13 protein-coding genes and 1 tRNA gene are annotated in these 16,997 nt (G+C 64.0%); 8 read left to right on the top strand and 6 right to left on the bottom strand.

Annotation, left to right across the window (positions count from 1 at the left end):
- Positions 1-239: 239 nt before the first annotated feature.
- The 5 genes from groL to Q0G75_RS06695 form a co-directional block, all read right to left on the bottom strand.
- Entirely contained in the window at positions 240-1,838 is a 1,599-nt protein-coding gene (gene groL, locus Q0G75_RS06715) for a chaperonin GroEL (RefSeq protein WP_294415190.1), read from the bottom strand.
- A gap of 126 nt (positions 1,839-1,964) precedes the next feature.
- Positions 1,965-2,498, bottom strand: a complete 534-nt coding sequence (locus tag Q0G75_RS06710) for a TIGR00730 family Rossman fold protein (protein ID WP_294397104.1) — start codon at positions 2,496-2,498, stop codon at positions 1,965-1,967.
- Between the two features lie 64 nt (positions 2,499-2,562).
- Complete coding sequence (locus tag Q0G75_RS06705) at positions 2,563-3,477, bottom strand: transporter substrate-binding domain-containing protein (protein ID WP_294415192.1); 915 nt, start codon at positions 3,475-3,477, stop codon at positions 2,563-2,565.
- Positions 3,478-3,521: 44 nt separating this feature from the next.
- A complete protein-coding gene (locus tag Q0G75_RS06700) occupies positions 3,522-4,229 on the bottom strand; it encodes a molecular chaperone (RefSeq protein ID WP_294415194.1) in 708 nt (235 codons plus the stop codon).
- Positions 4,230-4,232: 3 nt separating this feature from the next.
- Positions 4,233-5,048, bottom strand: a complete 816-nt coding sequence (locus tag Q0G75_RS06695; protein WP_294415196.1) for a hypothetical protein — start codon at positions 5,046-5,048, stop codon at positions 4,233-4,235.
- 365 nt (positions 5,049-5,413) lie between these two features.
- On the opposite strand from Q0G75_RS06695, the gene Q0G75_RS06690 reads away from it, so the two are divergent.
- Positions 5,414-5,875, top strand: a complete 462-nt coding sequence (locus tag Q0G75_RS06690) for a hypothetical protein (RefSeq protein WP_294415198.1) — start codon at positions 5,414-5,416, stop codon at positions 5,873-5,875.
- Here Q0G75_RS06690 and Q0G75_RS06685 read toward each other — a convergent pair.
- Positions 5,872-6,063: a hypothetical protein gene (locus Q0G75_RS06685; RefSeq protein WP_294417910.1), complete on the bottom strand. Its 192-nt coding sequence runs from the start codon at positions 6,061-6,063 to the stop codon at positions 5,872-5,874. The genes Q0G75_RS06690 and Q0G75_RS06685 overlap by 4 nt on opposite strands.
- 171 nt (positions 6,064-6,234) lie before the next feature.
- Between Q0G75_RS06685 and Q0G75_RS06680 the strand changes: the two genes are divergently transcribed.
- The 7 genes from Q0G75_RS06680 to Q0G75_RS06650 all read left to right on the top strand — a co-directional run bounded on the left by Q0G75_RS06680 (position 6,235) and on the right by Q0G75_RS06650 (position 16,997).
- Positions 6,235-8,316 carry a LuxR C-terminal-related transcriptional regulator gene (locus Q0G75_RS06680; RefSeq protein WP_294415200.1) on the top strand — a complete coding sequence of 694 codons (2,082 nt, stop codon included), beginning with the start codon at positions 6,235-6,237 and terminating at the stop codon, positions 8,314-8,316.
- Between the two features lie 475 nt (positions 8,317-8,791).
- Positions 8,792-9,982: an FhaA domain-containing protein gene (locus tag Q0G75_RS06675; protein WP_118349384.1), complete on the top strand. Its 1,191-nt coding sequence runs from the start codon at positions 8,792-8,794 to the stop codon at positions 9,980-9,982.
- 21 nt (positions 9,983-10,003) lie between these two features.
- Positions 10,004-10,417, top strand: a complete 414-nt coding sequence (locus tag Q0G75_RS06670) for an FHA domain-containing protein (protein WP_042432199.1) — start codon at positions 10,004-10,006, stop codon at positions 10,415-10,417.
- Positions 10,417-11,637 carry a Stp1/IreP family PP2C-type Ser/Thr phosphatase gene (locus Q0G75_RS06665; protein ID WP_294415204.1) on the top strand — a complete coding sequence of 407 codons (1,221 nt, stop codon included), beginning with the start codon at positions 10,417-10,419 and terminating at the stop codon, positions 11,635-11,637. Before Q0G75_RS06670 ends, Q0G75_RS06665 begins: the two co-directional genes overlap by 1 nt.
- A 6-nt stretch (positions 11,638-11,643) precedes the next feature.
- Entirely contained in the window at positions 11,644-14,439 is a 2,796-nt protein-coding gene (locus Q0G75_RS06660) for an FtsW/RodA/SpoVE family cell cycle protein (protein ID WP_294415206.1), read from the top strand.
- 75 nt (positions 14,440-14,514) lie between these two features.
- Complete coding sequence (gene pknB / locus Q0G75_RS06655; protein WP_294415208.1) at positions 14,515-16,557, top strand: Stk1 family PASTA domain-containing Ser/Thr kinase; 2,043 nt, start codon at positions 14,515-14,517, stop codon at positions 16,555-16,557.
- 367 nt (positions 16,558-16,924) lie between these two features.
- Positions 16,925-16,997, top strand: a tRNA-Arg gene (locus Q0G75_RS06650).

Raw genomic sequence — 16,997 nt, 5'->3', positions numbered from 1 at the left:
TCGCGATTCGTATAAAGAAGAGGCCTGGAATCTCATTTACTTTATACGATTTCCGGGATTCGTATAATTTAGCGCGCGTTTTCGAGCGCTTCTTTATACGATTTCGCATTCCGTATAAAAACGGGAGCCCCTGTGGGGCTCCCGTTGAGCGTGCTCTATTGAAAGGGGCTGGCGAAGCCGGGGCTTCGCGCTGGGGAAATCGCTCCCCCCTGTCAGCGCAGCAGTTGCTGGCGTTGCTGCTACTTCTCTTCCTCGTCCTTCTTGTCAGCTTCGGTGATGCTGCAGTTGGTGATGAGGATGAGCGAGGCAACGGAAGCGGCAGCCTGCAGGGCCGTGACGGTGACCTTGGCCGGATCGGCAACGCCCATGGAGATCATGTCGCCGTACTTGCCGGTCTCGCAATCCAGACCGAAGCCGGGCTGTGCCTCAAGCGCCTTGGCAACCTCGACGTCGCCGTTATAGCCGGCGTTGCTGCACAGCGCGCGCATGGGCTCCTCAAGCGCCTTGCGCAGGATGTCCACGCCGAAGCGCTCCTCCTCGTTGGCGGCTTCCACCTGGTCAAGCGCCTTGGACGCCTGGATCAGGGCAACGCCGCCGCCGGCCAGCAGGCCCTGGCTTGCAGCCGAGCGCGTTGCGCGCAGGGCGTCCTGGATGCGGCTGCGGATCTCGTTCATCTCGGTCTCGGTTGCAGCGCCGACGCTCATGACGGCGATGCCGCCGGACAGCTTCGCCAAGCGCTCGCGCATGACATCCAGCTCGTAGTCGGAATGCGGGTTCTTCAGCTCGTTGCGGATAGCCTCGCAGCGCTTCTCGATGGCCTCCTGCTTGCCCTTGCCGCCGATGATGAGCGTGCGGCTCTTCGTGATTTGCACGCTTGCGGCACGGCCGAGCATGCTCTTCTTGGCGTCTGCCAGCGACAGGCCGCGCTCGGGGGAGATGACCTCGCCGCCGGTGAGGATGGCCATGTCCTCCAGTTCCGCCTTGCGGCGCTCCTCGGCGCCAGGGCACATGACGGCTGCGCTGATGAGCGTGCCCTTCTGGCGGTTCATGAGCAGGGAGTTCAGGGATTCGCCGCGCACGTCGTCGGCAACGATGAGCAGCGGGTGACCGGACTGCATGACCTCCTCCAGCACGGGCACGACGTCCTTGAAGTTGTCGGCCAGGCGCTGGTCGGTGATCAGGATGTAGGGCTGCTCCAGCTCGCCGGTCATGGAGCCCATGTCGTCGGCCATGTACGGGGAGATGAAGCCGCGGTCGAACAGCATGCCCTTCTTGACTTCCAGGTCGATGCCGAACTTGGTGGACTTCTCAACGGAGATAACGCCGTCCTGGCCGATCTCGTCCAGGGCCTCGGCGATCTTCGCGCCGATCTCGGGGTCGCCCGAGGAGACGGTGGCGATCTCGGCCATCTGCTCGCGCGTGGTCACCTGCGTGGCGGCCTTCAGCAGCTCGTCGGATGCGACGTCGGCGGCCTTCTGGATGCCGCGGCGCAGGGCCAGCGGGTCATTGCCGGCGGTAACGTAGCGCACGCCCTCGCGCACGATGGCATCAGCGAGCAGCGTTGCCGTGGAGGTGCCGTCGCCGGCCTCGTTGTTCGCGGCGGTTGCTGCCTCGCGGACCACCTGCAGGCCCATCTTCTCCACGTGGTCGTATGCGCCCACGTGCGCAGCAACGGTAGCGCCGTCGTTGGAGACGTTGGGATGACGCTCGCCCTTCTTGGTGATGCCGACGTAACGGCCCTTCGGGCCGATGGTCACGCGCACCGCGTCGGCCAGCTTCGCCACACCGGTCGCAAGCTTCTCACGCGTCTCGTTGTCGTATGCGATTTCCTTAGCCATGCTATGAGCCCCTTCCTTGAGCACGTGCATAACAATATTTGCTACCAAAGAAAGTTAGCACTCTTTGCCCACGAGTGCTAGATGCAGGCAGGTATTTATGGGAAACGGAAGCGTTTCGTTACCTATTTACGCTTCCAGCCACGCCGCTAGCGGCTCGGGGGCGTCGAACACGTCGCAGTTGCTGCGCCAGTCGGTGGAGTTGAGGCCCGTGGCAGTCGCGCGGTCGAGCATCTCGACCAGCGGGTCGAAATAGCCGCCCACGTTCAGGATGGCGCTCTTCGCATCCAGTTCGCCGGCCTTCACCTGGGAGACAATGTCGAAGAACTCGTCGAACGTGCCCAGGCCGCCGGGCAAGGTGACGAAGGCGTCGGCCAGCGAGGTCATGCGCGTCTTGCGGGTGGCCAGGTCGGATTCGCAGATCAGCTCGGTACACGGGTAGACGGGGCGGCCCTTCTTGTTCAGGCCCTCGGTAACGACGCCTATGACGCTGCCACCCGCGTCGCCCACGCCGTGCGCCACCGCGCCCATCAGGCCCACGTCGTATCCGCCGAACACCAGACCGTGCCCGTGCTCGGCCAACGTGCGTCCCAGCTCGTAAGCGGCATCGATGTACAACGCATCCAGGTCCCGGCTCGACGAGCCGAACACGCAAACCCTCATGGCGAAACCCTTTCAACCGAAAACAGTAACGCGCCCTAGCCTACACCATCGCGCAGCGTTTCGCCTACACGCCGCCGCCTTTGTCGTGACCGGGGGCACCCTGTTCGGGCGTACGAGCTTCAACTTTGCCGCGCGAATTGTCGGCCTCGGAGAACCACGCGTCGCAAAGCTGCTGGTAGGAACTATCTTCCCGCATCGCACAAAGCGCCTGCGCCACAGCCTGCGCCAGCGCCTCGTTGTCAGCGTCGAACGCCAGCGCATAGCCCGCGTCGGCCCCTTCGATGTGCTGCACCACATGCTCATCGCCATACGACACGCGCAAGTGGTAGTTCGCGGCCTGCTCATCAGCCACAACGGCATCCACATTACGCGCCTGCAGCGCCGAAAACAGCTCACCCACGTTGTTGTACTCAACTAGTTGTACATCAGCAAGCGAAGATGCCGCCCATGCAGCGCCGGGTGAGCCTGCAAGCACGCCGACCTTACATCCGCCCAGGTCATCAACGCTTTCAACAGCGGAAGACTTCTTTGCCACCAAGCATTGGCTCACGTCTACGAACGGAACGCGCACCATGCCCGACGCGTCATCTGCAACAACGCTGCCAACCTGCCCGCTTACGGCATCCGCCACCGTCATGGCCGCGTCGGCCCGCACCTGCGCACCACGAACGGTCTGCCCTGCCACCTGCGCACGCGCAAGCGCCGCATCAGCCGAATCTGCCTTCGACCAGGCAACTTCAACGTCAAGCCGCTGCGCAACCGCATCCATCAGCTCGCAGCCGAACCCCGTTTGCACGCCGTTGGCATCCTGAAAATACGGCAGGCAGCTCAACGGGCACGCCACCGTCAACGCACCCTTGTGCACCAGCGACAACTCCGCCGCCTGCTTCTCGACACCCGCCGACGCACCACCTTGTGCATCCGCCCCCGAAACAGGGCTGAACCCGGCGCACCCGCCGAGCCCAGCAACCAGCGCCACGCACAGCGCAGCGCTTCCTATAACGCGGCGGCAACGCGCCGCCACTACGCAGCCTCTTCCACGCTGTCCAGCAGCTCTTCCAGCAGGTCAGCGTCCTCTTCCACATAGCCCATGACCAGCTGGGCCAAACCCTGGTAGAACATGGTGCGCGCGAAACGACGCATGTCTTCGGTCATCATGGGCAGCCAGTTCAGCAGGTGGTCCTGCGCGAACTTCTGCTGCGTGCGCAGTTTCTCGATGGCCTTGTCCTCGTCGCCGGCACGCAGAGCCTCGGCCGTGCGCATGGCCATACGCTGCATAAACTCCAGCTCAAGGGCAATGTGGTCCTCGCCCTCGGTCCAACGACCACGCTTCAGGTTGTTCTCGCGCAGCGTTTGCAGCACCTCGGCGCGCGCTTCCTGCATCATCAAACGACGCTCGGAGGTGTACACGCTCTCAAACGGATACGCCGCAGAAAAGCCGTTCACGCCGTGACCGATGAATGTGCGCACGTAGTCGATGGCAAGCTCGGTGATGCTGTCGTCCCAGCTGGTGCGCAGGTAGTCGTACAGCATGTGGTAGCCCTCGTCCACCTTGGCGCTGCTCGTAGCGGCCGGGAAGCGCATGCCCTGCAACTCCGTCAGCGCAGCCTTGTCAACTTCCTTCAGAAACAGGCGCGCCATCAGGCCGTACGTACGAGCGCGGCCATCCATCAGCGCAGCCAGGTCCATCTCTTCCTCAGCAGCGGGTGCTGCAGCCATGTTCTCAGCCATCGGTTACTCCCCCTTCTTCGCACACGCGGCCTCAACCTCGGGGATCATCTTGCGTCCCAGGTCGGTCAGCTGCCACGAGTGATCTTTCCAATGCAGCGCGTCGGTTTTCTCCAGCATGTCAATGAAGTGACCACCGAAGCGGCGCGGGCTTTTCACCACGTCGAACCCGTCCACCAGCGTTTCGATGTCGTCCTTCGAACGCGGCGTGGCATCCACGAAGTTCATGACCGCGCGGTATACCTCTAGGTACTTCACGTCGCGGTTGAACACCATGTCGCGGAACGCCGAACCATCAGTCATCTGGGCGAACACGGCGCTGCCGGCCTCGGTGGTGCGCCACGTGGGGTCAACGCGCTCCTTGATTTCCAGGTACTCAACGCCCTCGGCCGCGTCCTCGCGCTCTTCGGACGTTTCCGGCATCTCCAGCTCAAGCGCTCCGGCGCGCTCCAGCATACGGCACAGCGTGGTGGTGCCGTACACGGAACGGTTGTCGGCCTGCAGCGCGTCAACCTTTTCCGTAAGCTCGCTGTTCACGCAACCGCCTTCGCACCAACCCAGAATGGAAACCAGCACCGGACGACGCGCCGGGTTGTGATCGAGCATAGCCAGCACGGCCTGCACGGCACCGCCCTGGCGCTCGGGGCTGTACACCGACTCGCGCTGCATGTCCTCGGGCATATTGCGCATGGTGGGATAGTCCACCGTATCAAGCGGGTTGTCGTCGTCCATGTCCTCCTGGTTGATTTCCAGATCGTCCACGGCCAGCGGGTCGAACTCGTCCTCTTCGTCCCACAAATCAGCAATTTGATTTTCGGCCATCGCAAATCCCCCTGTTCTACGTCGGGCCCCGGCGCGCGGCGCAGGGCCGGCCGGCGTTCACCTCGAACGCGCGGCCAATCGCCTGCGAACCACCAGGTCGCAGGCGTGTTTCCTCTTCGCTGCCGCCCATTATAGGAAGCGCGGGAAGCGGGCCATCATCCCGCAAACCCTAAAATGGCGAAGTTGTCGCCACATCCGCGGCATCCAAGGCGTGTGCAGCATCATACGCGGGGGCTGATTCCTCATTTCCCCAGGTCACAGGCTTGTGAATCGGTTGCCTGGGCGGCCATGCGCCCGTATACTGCGAACCACGTTGCCGAAAGCGGGGCTTCCATTCCTCGACTCTTACGAGAAGGGAGGCTCAAATGGCAAACGTATCTTGGGGCAAGAAGCTTCTTGCCATCGCGGTCGCGTGCTGCGCGTGCGCGATGATCGCCGTGCCGGCCTATGCGTTCTACTACGTCCACAGCGATGAGGGCGTCCAGGTGGAGAGCAAGGGCGTGTACGAGGTCACGTGCGTGCTGGACGAAACCGCCCAGGGCGGCGCTGTTCGTAGCGAGCTGGTCATCGTTCCCGAGGGAAGCACGGTCAAGGACCTGCTGAACGAGGATGTCATGTCCAGCGAGAATCAGAACGGCCTTGAGGCCATTCACAACTACGACGTCACCAGCCTGGCCGACTACCTGGCCGGCAAGCAGTACACGGCAACCGTGTACGCCGCCGAGACCCAGAAGCCGGGCACGCAGACCACGCACGACGGTCAGGGCACCACGGGTGAAGACACCCAGCTCAGCCGTTACGACAACGTGGTCATCAAGGTGGCCTAGCGCCCGACGCGCATACGGGCCGGTCGGCCAGCCGGCCCGCGCGCCTTGCAGCCGCGTTCGCAGCCGAGCTGCCGCACGCGCGCGGTGAACACGTGTGCGGCCGAACCGACGGGGCGCAGCCTCGCGGGGAAGCACTCGACGCGAAACTGAATACGCTCGCGCAACATCTCGATATCGGCGGGAGCCATGCTCGCGCAGCATCATCCTCCGGGGATGATTTTTCCATTTCCGCTGGTCAAAAGTCTGACTTTGACGGGGTGATGCCGAAATCACCCCTCATCGCGCGAATCATCCCCCAATCACCCGGTATCATGGGCATCGAAGAGGATGCACAATCCAATACCGGGAGGGGTTTGCGTATGGGGGTACGCGTTCCGAAGATCACGCTCAATGCCGATTTCGGCGAAGAGAGTGCATTCGGCGAATTGAGTTTGCTATCAGTCGGCTACGGCCTACATCAAGCATGGGTGTACGCCACCATGTTCGGCACCTCATCGGTGTTCGGGCCCATGCCCTGCTTCGAGGGGCTCTACGGCAGCAGCGTCACCATGCCCTACCTGATCTCATCGATCGTCTACATATTCGCCATGCTGTTCATCGCGGCGACGGACCAGCGCTTCTTGAAGCTGTACACATCCCGCAAGCTGCTCTGCATCGGCGCCGTGCTTTCGTGCGTGGGATCGCTGCTGCTTCTGGCCACGCCCTTCTTCGGCGCCCCGTTGGCGGGCACGATTTCCGGCATCATGACCGGCATCGGCTCGGCCATCCTCATCGTGTACTGGGGCACGGCGTTCGCCCGCACCGACAGCACCTCGATCGTGCTGAACACCGCCATCGCCATCTCCATCGCCATCGGCCTGTTCGCCACCGTGCTGCACTACGCGCCCTTCCCCGTGTCCGCCCTTGCGATTGCCTGCGTTCCGCTGCTTGAGCTGGCCATCCTCCTGAAAAAAACGCCCAAGCCCTACCACGAGCGCGACGAGGTCCCCATCTTCAAACCGCTGCCCATCAACCGCGGCAAGTTCGTCATGCGCTTCGGCGCACCCGTGCTGGTGCTCGGCATCGCCCTGGGCATGCTGCGCTCGAACTCGCTGCAGAACCTTGTGACGAAGACCAGCGTTGGCGCGCAGCCCATGCTCCTGCTAGCCGCCGGCTGCGCCACCGTGCTAGTGCTTCTGACGATCATGGCCCTCGGCGCCGGCGACCGGTGGAGCCGATTCTTCCAGCCTCTCGTGCCGTTCATAGCCGTCACCGTGTTCCTCATGCCCCTCGCCAGCGCCGAGAACGCCGCACTGACCAGCGTGATCATGCTCGTAGGTTTCCTGTGCTTCGAGTCTCTCATGTGGATCTTCTTCGCCGACCTGTCGCAGCGTTTCCGCCTGTCGCCAATCCTGGTGTTCGGTCTGGGCCGCGCCACCCTGGCATTCGCCATCATGGTCGGCACTCTCATGCCCATCGCCCTCGCGAACTACGCGCACCTGCTGCCGTTCGGCGAGCAGACGCTGGTGATCTTGCTGCTGCTGATCATCGTGTTCGCCTACGCCCTGCTGCCTCGTGAGCGGGAAATCGAATCGATCATCATGCCGTGTCCCCTGGTCAAAGCGGTGTCCTCGAGCTTCGAGCACAAAGAGGAGTCCCAACGCGCGGCCGGTTTGCGCAACTGCGGCGGCGCTACGAGAGCAGACAGCGCCCTCGAGCAGGCGATTCTCGGGGATGCGCCGGGACGGGAACAGTCCGCAGGCCATCAGGTTACGGAAGGCGAAGAGGTGCCGTCGGCGAACAATCGAACCGCAGGCGGCGAAGGGATCGCATCGGCAAATGCCACCTCGGCGGCCGACGACGACGCTTGCCCGGAGGCCGTGGCGCCCTTGGCGGGCAAAGGCGCCACGGCGAGCAGTGCCGCGGTCATCGCCGCTTGCGCGGGGACCGAGACGGGTTCCCGCGAGGTTCCCGCCGCAGGCGTTAACGCCGCTGCGGATCGCGGCGGATGCGAGCGCGCCAAGGATGCGGCATTCGAGGAATCAGCCGAGGCCGCAGGCGGAACCGATGGCATCGCAGCTGCGCAGCCCGTCGGCAATGCGAGCGGAATCGATGGCGTCGCAGCTTCGACCCTGCCGACTGCGCGCGAGCGGCAAGCAACCCGGCCCGCACCCGCGGCGGTCGCGGAAGCGCGCTTCGCGAAACCCAACGAGCCCGCACGCGGCGGCGGCCGCTTCCGCGGCAAGTGCGAGACGGTGGCGAACACGTTCCTCCTATCGCGCCGCGAGACCGAGATCCTATTCTTCCTGGCCAAGGGCCATAACGCGGCCTACATCCAGGAGAAACTCTACATCTCGGAGGGCACAGCCAAAACGCACATCCGCCACATCTACCGCAAGTGCGACGTCCACAGCCAGCAGGACCTCATGCGCATGGTGGAAGACGCCCAGCCGACGGAATAGCGGCGCAAGAGCAACGCGGGGCCAAGCCCGCCCGGCGCAAACGGCGCCCACCATCACTCGAAGCAAGTTCTGGGGGGTTTCGGAGGCCGAAAACGCTCAAACGGAGAACCTGGGCGTTCGCGACCTGGGGTTTTACTGAAAGATTGTGCTACGGCGCTCGAAAAACCGCCCAGAAGTCCAGAGACCATGGCGCGAAAGGCCCTCTTTTCCTGCAGAACAACCCAGAACCAGCACCCTGCGTGCAAGCGAGGGTTTCGGCAACGAACGCCCTCGGCGAGCACCGCTCCCGCGCCCTAGACCCCCTCCCCCGCTTTCCCGGCGCTTCACCTGGCGATTCCCCGCTTTCCCCGCTTACAATAAAATGACGATTGCATAAAGGACGCCATCTCGCCATTATGTTTGTGGCATGATGGACCATCGGTAAATTCGCGGCTTATCGCCGCCATGATATGGAACAGCGTTGCAAGGAGCGGTAATGGGCATCTTCTCGAAGTTCGAAGGCAAAATGGAGGACACGTTCGAGGGCACGGCGGACAAGATGTTCGACGCCCCCATCTCCCCCGTTCAGATCGCCAAGAAGGCCGAAAAGCAGATGCGCCGCGAGAAGATGGTCGGCGCCGGCAAACAGTACGCGCCCACGCTCTACACCGTGCTGGTCAACCCCGACGACGACCGCCGTCTGTTCGGCTACTACCCCACGCTCGCGGGTGAAACGGAAACCTACCTGGCCGCGAAGGCCTCCGAGCAGGGCCTGACCATGGACGGCCAGCCGCTTGTGCGCTTCATCGTCGACGAAGGCCTCAAGCACGGCAAGTTCGACGTCATCGCCGAAGCCGTCGCCGCGCCCATCATCTCCCAGCTGCGCAACGAGGAGATGGAGCGCTACGGCCTGGGCGGAGCGAACGCCGGCTACGGCGCTGCCGCCGCATACCCTGCGCAGCAGTTCGGCCGCGCAGGCGCAGCCATGCCCGACCAGCGCTTCAACCAGTACGACCAATATGACCAGCACGATCAATACGGTCAGTACGACCAATACGATCAGTACGGCAACCAGGGCTATCAGCAGATGCCCGCCGGAAACGGCTGGGAGGCCCAGGGCTATCAGGCTCCCGCGCAGGAATCCTGGGACCAGCCCGCTGCCGCCCCCGATTACGCTGCAGCGCAGCAAGCCGCGGCCGGTGCGGTCGACCAGTTCAACGCCTATGCCGCCGGTGCCGCCCCTGCAGCAGCCGCTGCCGGCTACGCTGCAGGTCAGGCTGCCGCTGCCGCCCCGCGACCCCAGGCCATGCCGCAGCAGGCGGCACCCCAGCAGGCTGCCAACACCGTGATGTTCGCCGGCGCCGGCGTGCCCGGCCAGCAGCCCGCCCAGCCGCAGCAGGCCTCTCGCGCCCGCCTGATCGACACGGCCGCCAACCGCGCCATCGACCTGGCAAGCGCCCGCGTCACGCTCGGCCGCGAGTCGCGCAACGACATCACCATCCCCGACATCAACGTGTCGCGTACCCACGCCGAGATCTCCCTGAGCCCGCAGGGCGCATGGGTCATCACCGACCTGGGCTCCACCAACGGCACGTACGTCAACGGTCGCGCCGTCGCCAGCCAGCCGCTGAACGAGGGCGACCACATCGCCATGGGGTCCACGAACTTCGTCTTCACGTTGGCCTAAGCGAAAGCGAGAGGATTCCCCGTGATCGATTACGCGCTGCTTCTCATCCGCCTGCTGTTCGTCGCGCTGCTGTACCTGTTCCTGTTCGCCATCATGAAAACCGGCATCGGGGCAGTGCGCGGCCAGCGCAAACGCGAGCGCACGTGGAGCCTTTCGGTTGAAAAGGGCCCGAAGGAGCTGCGCGGCGTATCCATCGTGGTGCGCGGCCCGGTCATCGTGGGCCGCAACCCCGGGGCCGACATCGTCATCGGCGCGGGCTACGTCTCCGGCAGGCATGCCCGCTTCAGCCTCATGGGGCAGAACCTGTTCGTGGAGGACCTGGGGTCCACCAACGGCACGGCCGTGAACGGCCAGTTCATCAACGAGCCCACCGCCTTGCGTAACGGAGACACCGTCAACGTGGGCGACGTGGCCATTCGCGTGAGGTTTGCATAATGTCCCGTGATAAACGTTCTTACCGCTCCACTCAACGCACGCGCAGAGGCGCCGTCACCACGTTCGGAAGCCGAACCGACGTCGGCTGCGTGCGCGACCACAACGAGGACAGCCTGGTGGTGGCCCCGCCGCTGTTCGCCGTCGCCGATGGCATGGGCGGCCACGCCGCAGGCGAGGTAGCATCGGAGATAGCGGTGAACGTGCTGGCCGAGCTGGCCCCGAAGGACCTTGACGGCGCTGCCCTCGAGCACGCCGTCGAAGAAGCCAACCACGAGATCATCCGCGCGGCGCGCGATGGGCGCGGCCGCGAAGGCATGGGCACCACCCTTACCGCTTGCATGCTGGAAAACGAGCGCCTCATCATCGCACAGGTCGGCGACTCGCGCGCCTACCTGCTGCATCACGGCAAGCTGCAGCAGCTTACGCGCGACCATAGCCTTATGGCCGACATGATCGAGGCCGGCCAGCTCACCCCCGAGGAAGCGCGCCATCATCCGCAGCGCTCCGTCATCACGCGCGCGCTCGGGTCCGATCCCAACACGCGCCCCGATATGTACGAAATCAACGTCGAAACGGGCGATCGCCTGCTCGTATGCTCCGACGGCCTGTCGTCTATGATCGAGGACGAGCAGATCGAAGCCGTCATGCGACGCGTGCCCGACCCGCAACGCTGCGCATCGCAGCTGGTCAACGAGGCAATCGCCGCCGGCGGCCACGACAACGTCACCGTCATCGTCTCCAACGTCACCGGATTCGCCGAGAAGCGCCGCCGCAAGCTGGCGCGCAAGACGAAGTTCTCCGTGGCGCTGGTGCTCGTGCTGTTCCTTGCCATCCTGGGCGGCGGCGCATGGGGCGTGCACACGTGGCTTCACACCACCGCATACCTGGGCGAGGACAACGGCAAGGTTGCCGTTTACGAGGGCATTCCCGCCGATTTCCTGGGCATGCACCTATATAAGCAGCAAGAAGTCACCGACGTGAGCGTCGACAGCCTGCAACCCGGCACGGCATCGCGCCTGGAGGAGGGCATCCGCGTGGACAACATGGACGCCGCGCATGACCTGGTGCAGCAATATCGCGACGAAGCGGCCCAGCGCAGCAAGCCGGAAGGCTCGGAGCAGGCCACATCCACGCAGGCAAGCGGCACCACGACCACCAACGACGCCGCCGCGAACGCGCCGGCGGTCTCCACGCAAACCGCCACGGGAACGCAGAGGTAGCGCATCATGTCCCGTCGCAACATAGAACTCGTCCTTCTGCTGGTGGCGGCCCCGGTCGTCGCGCTGTTGTTCGTCATGATCGCCATCAACGAGGGCCAGCAGGTCAACGTCGATTCGCTCAGCGTGCCCATCGGCATCTTCGCCGCCTTCGTGGTGGCCCACCTTGCCGTGCGCAAGCTCGCACCCGGCGCCGACCCCGCCCTGCTTCCCCTGGCGTTCGGCCTATCGGGCATCGGCATCGCCTTCATCACGCGCATCGCGCCGTTCACGGACGCGCCCAACATGGCGCAAGGCCAGGTGGTCTGGCTGTTCGTGGGCGTGGCCTGCATGATTGTGGTGCTGGCTCTGTTCCGCAACCTCGATAAGATCGCCAACTATAAATACACCCTCATGCTCGTGGGCATCCTTTTGCTGCTCTCGCCGATGGTCCCCGGCCTTGGCCAGGAGATCTACGGCAGCCGCATCTGGCTGCACATCGGCGGCTTTTCCTTCCAGCCCGGCGAGATCGCCAAGATCGTCATCGTCCTGTTCATGGCAAGCTATCTGGCCGAGAACCGCGAACTGCTGTCCGTGTTCACCGTGCGCATGGGCCCGTTCCACCTGCCCGACATCCGATCGCTGCTGCCGCTCCTGCTCATGTGGGGCGTGGCCATGGTCATCGTAGTGTTCGAGAAGGACCTGGGCAGCGCCATGGTGTTCTTCTTCGTGTTCCTGCTCATGCTCTACGTTGCCACGGGCAAGAAGTTCTACCTGGTAGTCGGCCTGGGCCTGATCACCGTGGGCGCCCTTGCCGCCTACGCGGCCTTCGGCCACGTACAGGTGCGCGTGAACACCTGGCTCGACCCGTTCTCCGACGCGCAGAACACCGGCTACCAGCTGTGCCAGGCGCTCTACTCCATCGCCGACGGCGACCTGTTCGGCGTGGGCCTGGGCAACGGCCTTGCGGGCGGCACCGATGCGTTCAACGCCATCCCCGTCGTGGAGAGCGACTTCATCTTCGCCGACATCGCCGAGGAGATCGGCCTGCTCGGCGCGGCCGGCGTGCTGCTGCTGTTCCTATGCTTCGCCATCCGCGGCTTCCTGACCGCGGCGCGCGCGAAGTCCGACGTGTCCAGCTTCGTGGCCGTGGGCCTGACGGGCATGATCGTGCTGCAGGCGTTCATCATCGTGGGCGGCGTCACGCGCCTCATCCCGCTGACCGGCCTCACTCTGCCCTTCATCAGCCAGGGCGGCTCCTCGCTTTTGGGCAGCTTCATCATCGTGGGCTTCCTTTTGCGCGCGGGCGACGAGGCCACGGGCGTGGGCACCGAAATGCTCAACGGCACCACCTCCAGCCTGCACTCCAACAGCGTGCTCGGCCGCATCAGCCTGGGCAAGCGCCTGACCAACGGCATGCTGCTGTGCAGCGCGTTGTTCGCCCTGCTGGTGGCCAACCTCACCATGATCATGGTGGTGCAGGCCGACTCGTACCAAACCATGCCGGGCAACAACCACACGCTCGCCAAGGAAGCGAAGAGCGAACGCGGCACCATCTCCACCTACGACGGCATCGTGCTGGCGCGCAGCGCCGTGGACGACGACGGCAGCTACGAGCGCATCTACCCCGCCGGCGACCTGGCCACCCACGTGGTGGGCTACGTGTCGCAGCAGTACGGCACCTCGGGCATCGAGGCCTCGTACAACGAGACCCTGAAGGGCCAGGAGAGCTTCGCCAGCTGGACCGACGTGCTCAACGACATGGCGGGCGTGGGCTCCGCCGGCAACGACGTCACGCTCACCATCAACTCGAAGATCCAGCAGGCAGCTCAGGACGCGCTTGCCGGCAACAAGGGCGCCGCGGTGGTCATGGACCCGAAGACCGGAGCCATCCTAGCGCTTGCCAGCGCGCCCACTTATGATGCCGCGGACTTCGAGCAGGTGATCGCCCAGGCGAACTCCGGCACGGCCGAGACCTCGCTGATCAACCGCGCCACGGGCACGCTGTACGCGCCCGGCTCCACGTTCAAGATGGTCACCTTGGCCACGGCGCTCGAGGACGACGTGGCAAGCGAGTCCACCACGTTCTCGTCCCCGGGAACCATCACCATCGGCAACGCCACCGTGTCGAACTTCAACAAGACCAGCTACGGCACGCAAACGCTCGAGCAGGCTACGTGGTGGTCGGCGAACACCGTCTACGGCCAGCTGGGCGTGCAGATGGGCGCCGATAAGCTGGCGGAAGGCGCCGAGCGCTTCGGGTTCAACCAGGACCTGGACTTCCCCATCGTCATGTACACGTCGCTCATGGCCGACCCAAGCGAAATGACCGAATGGGAGACCGCCTGGGCCGCCGCCGGCGAGCCGGTGAACCCCATGAACCATGAAAGCCCGGCCGGCCCGCAGGCCACCGTGCTGCAGATGGCCATGGTGGGAAGCGCCATCGCCAACGACGGCGTGGAGATGAAGCCCTACCTGGTGGACGGCGTGTACAACGCCAACGGCCAGCGCAGCTTCACGGCTCAGCCGGAGAAACTGCGCACCTCCATCAGCTCCGACACCGCAAAGCGCGTCCGCGATATCCTCAAGGGCGTTGTTAAGCAAGGCACCGGCACCGCCGCGCAGATCAACGGCGTGGAAGTTGCCGGCAAGACGGGCACGGCCGAGAAGGCCAACAGCAACGACAGCTGGTTTGTGGGCATGGCACCCGCAGACAACGCCGGCGTGGTGGTTGCCGTGGTCATCGAGGACGGCGACGAAGGCGTGGGCACCCAGAAGGCTCATGACATCTTGCAAACAGCTTTGGAAGTTCAGGGGCTTATATAGAAAAACGATGCTGAGCGGGGTACTATGGGTTTTACTCAAAATTCCGCCCAGCATGTGACCTAAAGGAGTTCAAACGTGACCGGAAACATGATCGGCAGGGTGTTCAACAACCGCTACCAAATCACCGAGCGCATCGGCATCGGCGGCATGGCCGAGGTGTACCGCGCACAAGACAACGTCTTGGGTCGTTTGGTGGCAGTGAAGGTCATGCTGCCCCAATATGCCGCAGATGAAAGCTTCACGCAGCGCTTCAAGCAAGAAGCCGCTAGCGCCGCCAACCTGCAAAGCCCCTACATCGTCAACGTGTACGACTGGGGCCAGGACGAGGGTACGTACTACATCGTCATGGAATACGTGCGCGGCTCCGACCTGAAGACCGCCATCAACCAGCGCGGCGCCATCAACCAGCGCAAGGTCGCCGAGATCGGCAGCCAGGTGTGCCAGGCGCTCTCCGTCGCCCACGGCCTCGACATCATCCACCGCGACATCAAGCCGCAGAACATCATGGTGCAGCCCGACGGCAACGTGAAGGTCATGGACTTCGGCATCGCACGCGCGAAGAACTCCACCAAGGAGCAGACCTCCAGCGTGCTGGGCACCGCTCACTATATTTCCCCCGAGCAGGCGCAGGGCAAGGAGCTCACCGCCGCCAGCGACATCTACTCGCTCGGCATCGTGCTGTACGAGTCCGCCACGGGCAAGTTGCCCTTCGACGGCCCCGATGCGGTCAGCGTCGCCATGAAGCAGGTGCAGGACGAGCCCGTGCCGCCGCGCGAGCTCAACCCCGAGATCGATCCCTCCCTTGAGGCCATCATCCTCAAGGCCATGTCGAAGAACCCCATGGAGCGCTTCGCAACCGCCAAGGACATGCGCTCTGCCCTGAACGACTACCTGGCCGGCCGACCCGTCGCCCTGGGCGCGGGCTTCACCGGCGCGCAAACGCAGATCATGGGCGGCGTGCCCAACATCGGCCCCATGCCCGACGGCACCGCGGTCATGCCCGCGGTCGGCGGCGGCAACCAGCACGGCGGCAGCTCGCAAAACCATTCGTACATGTCGGACAACACCGCTCCGAAGAAAAAGGGCAAGAAGGTTGCCGCGGTAGTGGCTGCCGTCGCAGCCGTGGTCGCGCTTATCGCCATCGCCGCGTTCGCCCTGGGCGGAAACAGCGGTTCCGGCGAGCAGATCGAGGTCCCCGACGTCACCGGCCAGACGCTCGACCAGGCGAAGTCGGCCATCCAGTCCGCCGGCTTCAAGGTTGGCAACGTCACGCAGTCCTACTCCGACAGCGTCGATTCGGGCAAGGTCATCAGCCAGGACCCCACTGCCAAGACCAAGAAGGCGAAGGGCTCCACCATCAACCTGACCGTCTCGCAAGGCTCTCAGGAGATAGAGGTTCCCGACCTGGTCGGTAAAACCGCAGACGAGGCTAAGAAACTGCTGCAAGCCAACGGCTTGAAGTACAAGGCGGGCACCGCGGAATATTCCGACAGCGTCGAGAAGGACCGCATCGCGCGCCAGGATGTCGCCGCAGGCTCCAAGGTCGCCAAGGACACCGTTGTCACCTACTACCTGTCGCTCGGCTCCGAGGGCACCAGCGTGCCCGACGTCGTCGGCCAGACCCGCAGCAGCGCCACCGCAACCCTGAACAACGCCGGCTTCTACGTCACCGTCGACCAGCAGTACTCCGACACGGTCGAAGAGGGCCTCGTCATCAGCCAGACCCCGTCCAGCGGCAGCAAGCTCAAGGCCGAGGGCACCGTGAACATCGTGGTGTCGAAGGGTAAGGAGAGCAAGGCCGTGAGCGTGCCCAGCGTCGTCGGCCAGTCCGAGGGCAGCGCCATGACCACGCTCAACAACGCGGGCTTCAAGGTGACCACTGAGTACCAGGCCAGCAGCTCCGTCTCCTCGGGCAACGTCATCAGCCAGACGCCCACCAGCGGCACCGAGCTCGACCCCGGCAAAACCGTGCACCTGGTCATCAGCACGGGTTCCGGCAGCTCCACCAACGGCGGCTCCGGCAACAACAGCACGAACGGCGGCGGCTCCGGCAACAACAGCACGAACGGCGGCGGCTCCAGCTCCAACACCAACGGAGGCAGCAGCTCCAGCAACTAAAACCAACGGCAAGCATTTCCCGTTTGCCTCATAAAGAAAGGACCTCGTTAGGGGTCCTTTCTTTATGTCCGGGAACGATCGCATTCGGCTTTCGGATTTATAGGGAGGGATGCGCACCCAAGTGCACAGGGAACGCGACACGCGAACATGAACAGAACGCGAACAGGGGACGGAGGTGTGTTCACGGCAAGGTAACACGTTCCCAAAAGGCTATAGCGCGAACGCACCTCCGTCCCCTGTTCAGTCGCTCCGTCGTGTTTGCTAGCGGCACCCGGCGACGCTAATCGCAAAAAATTTGATATTGGCCGAAATTAGGTGTTGACTCATTGCCGATATACGCGCATAATATTCGTTGCTGTTTCGATGTGCGCCGTTACCTCAGCTGGATAGAGGGACTGACTACGAATCAGTACGTCGGGGGTTCGAATCCCTCACGGCGC

It is taken from the genome of uncultured Senegalimassilia sp., from assembly GCF_934636665.1.
GTDB lineage: Bacteria > Actinomycetota > Coriobacteriia > Coriobacteriales > Eggerthellaceae > Senegalimassilia.
This window is presented reverse-complemented; position numbering and strand designations above follow the sequence as displayed.

Bases quoted from the DNA above. Each gene is read 5' to 3' on its own strand.
- groL (WP_294415190.1), bottom strand. From the start codon at position 1,838: ATGGCTAAGGAAATCGCATACGACAACGAGACGCGTGAGAAGCTTGCG.
- Q0G75_RS06710 (WP_294397104.1), bottom strand. From the start codon at position 2,498: ATGAGGGTTTGCGTGTTCGGCTCGTCGAGCCGGGACCTGGATGCGTTG.
- Q0G75_RS06700 (WP_294415194.1), bottom strand. From the start codon at position 4,229: ATGGCTGAGAACATGGCTGCAGCACCCGCTGCTGAGGAAGAGATGGAC.
- Q0G75_RS06695 (WP_294415196.1), bottom strand. From the start codon at position 5,048: ATGGCCGAAAATCAAATTGCTGATTTGTGGGACGAAGAGGACGAGTTC.
- Q0G75_RS06690 (WP_294415198.1), top strand. From the start codon at position 5,414: ATGGCAAACGTATCTTGGGGCAAGAAGCTTCTTGCCATCGCGGTCGCG.
- Q0G75_RS06685 (WP_294417910.1), bottom strand. From the start codon at position 6,063: ATGGCTCCCGCCGATATCGAGATGTTGCGCGAGCGTATTCAGTTTCGC.
- Q0G75_RS06680 (WP_294415200.1), top strand. From the start codon at position 6,235: ATGGGGGTACGCGTTCCGAAGATCACGCTCAATGCCGATTTCGGCGAA.
- Q0G75_RS06675 (WP_118349384.1), top strand. From the start codon at position 8,792: ATGGGCATCTTCTCGAAGTTCGAAGGCAAAATGGAGGACACGTTCGAG.
- Q0G75_RS06665 (WP_294415204.1), top strand. From the start codon at position 10,417: ATGTCCCGTGATAAACGTTCTTACCGCTCCACTCAACGCACGCGCAGA.
- Q0G75_RS06660 (WP_294415206.1), top strand. From the start codon at position 11,644: ATGTCCCGTCGCAACATAGAACTCGTCCTTCTGCTGGTGGCGGCCCCG.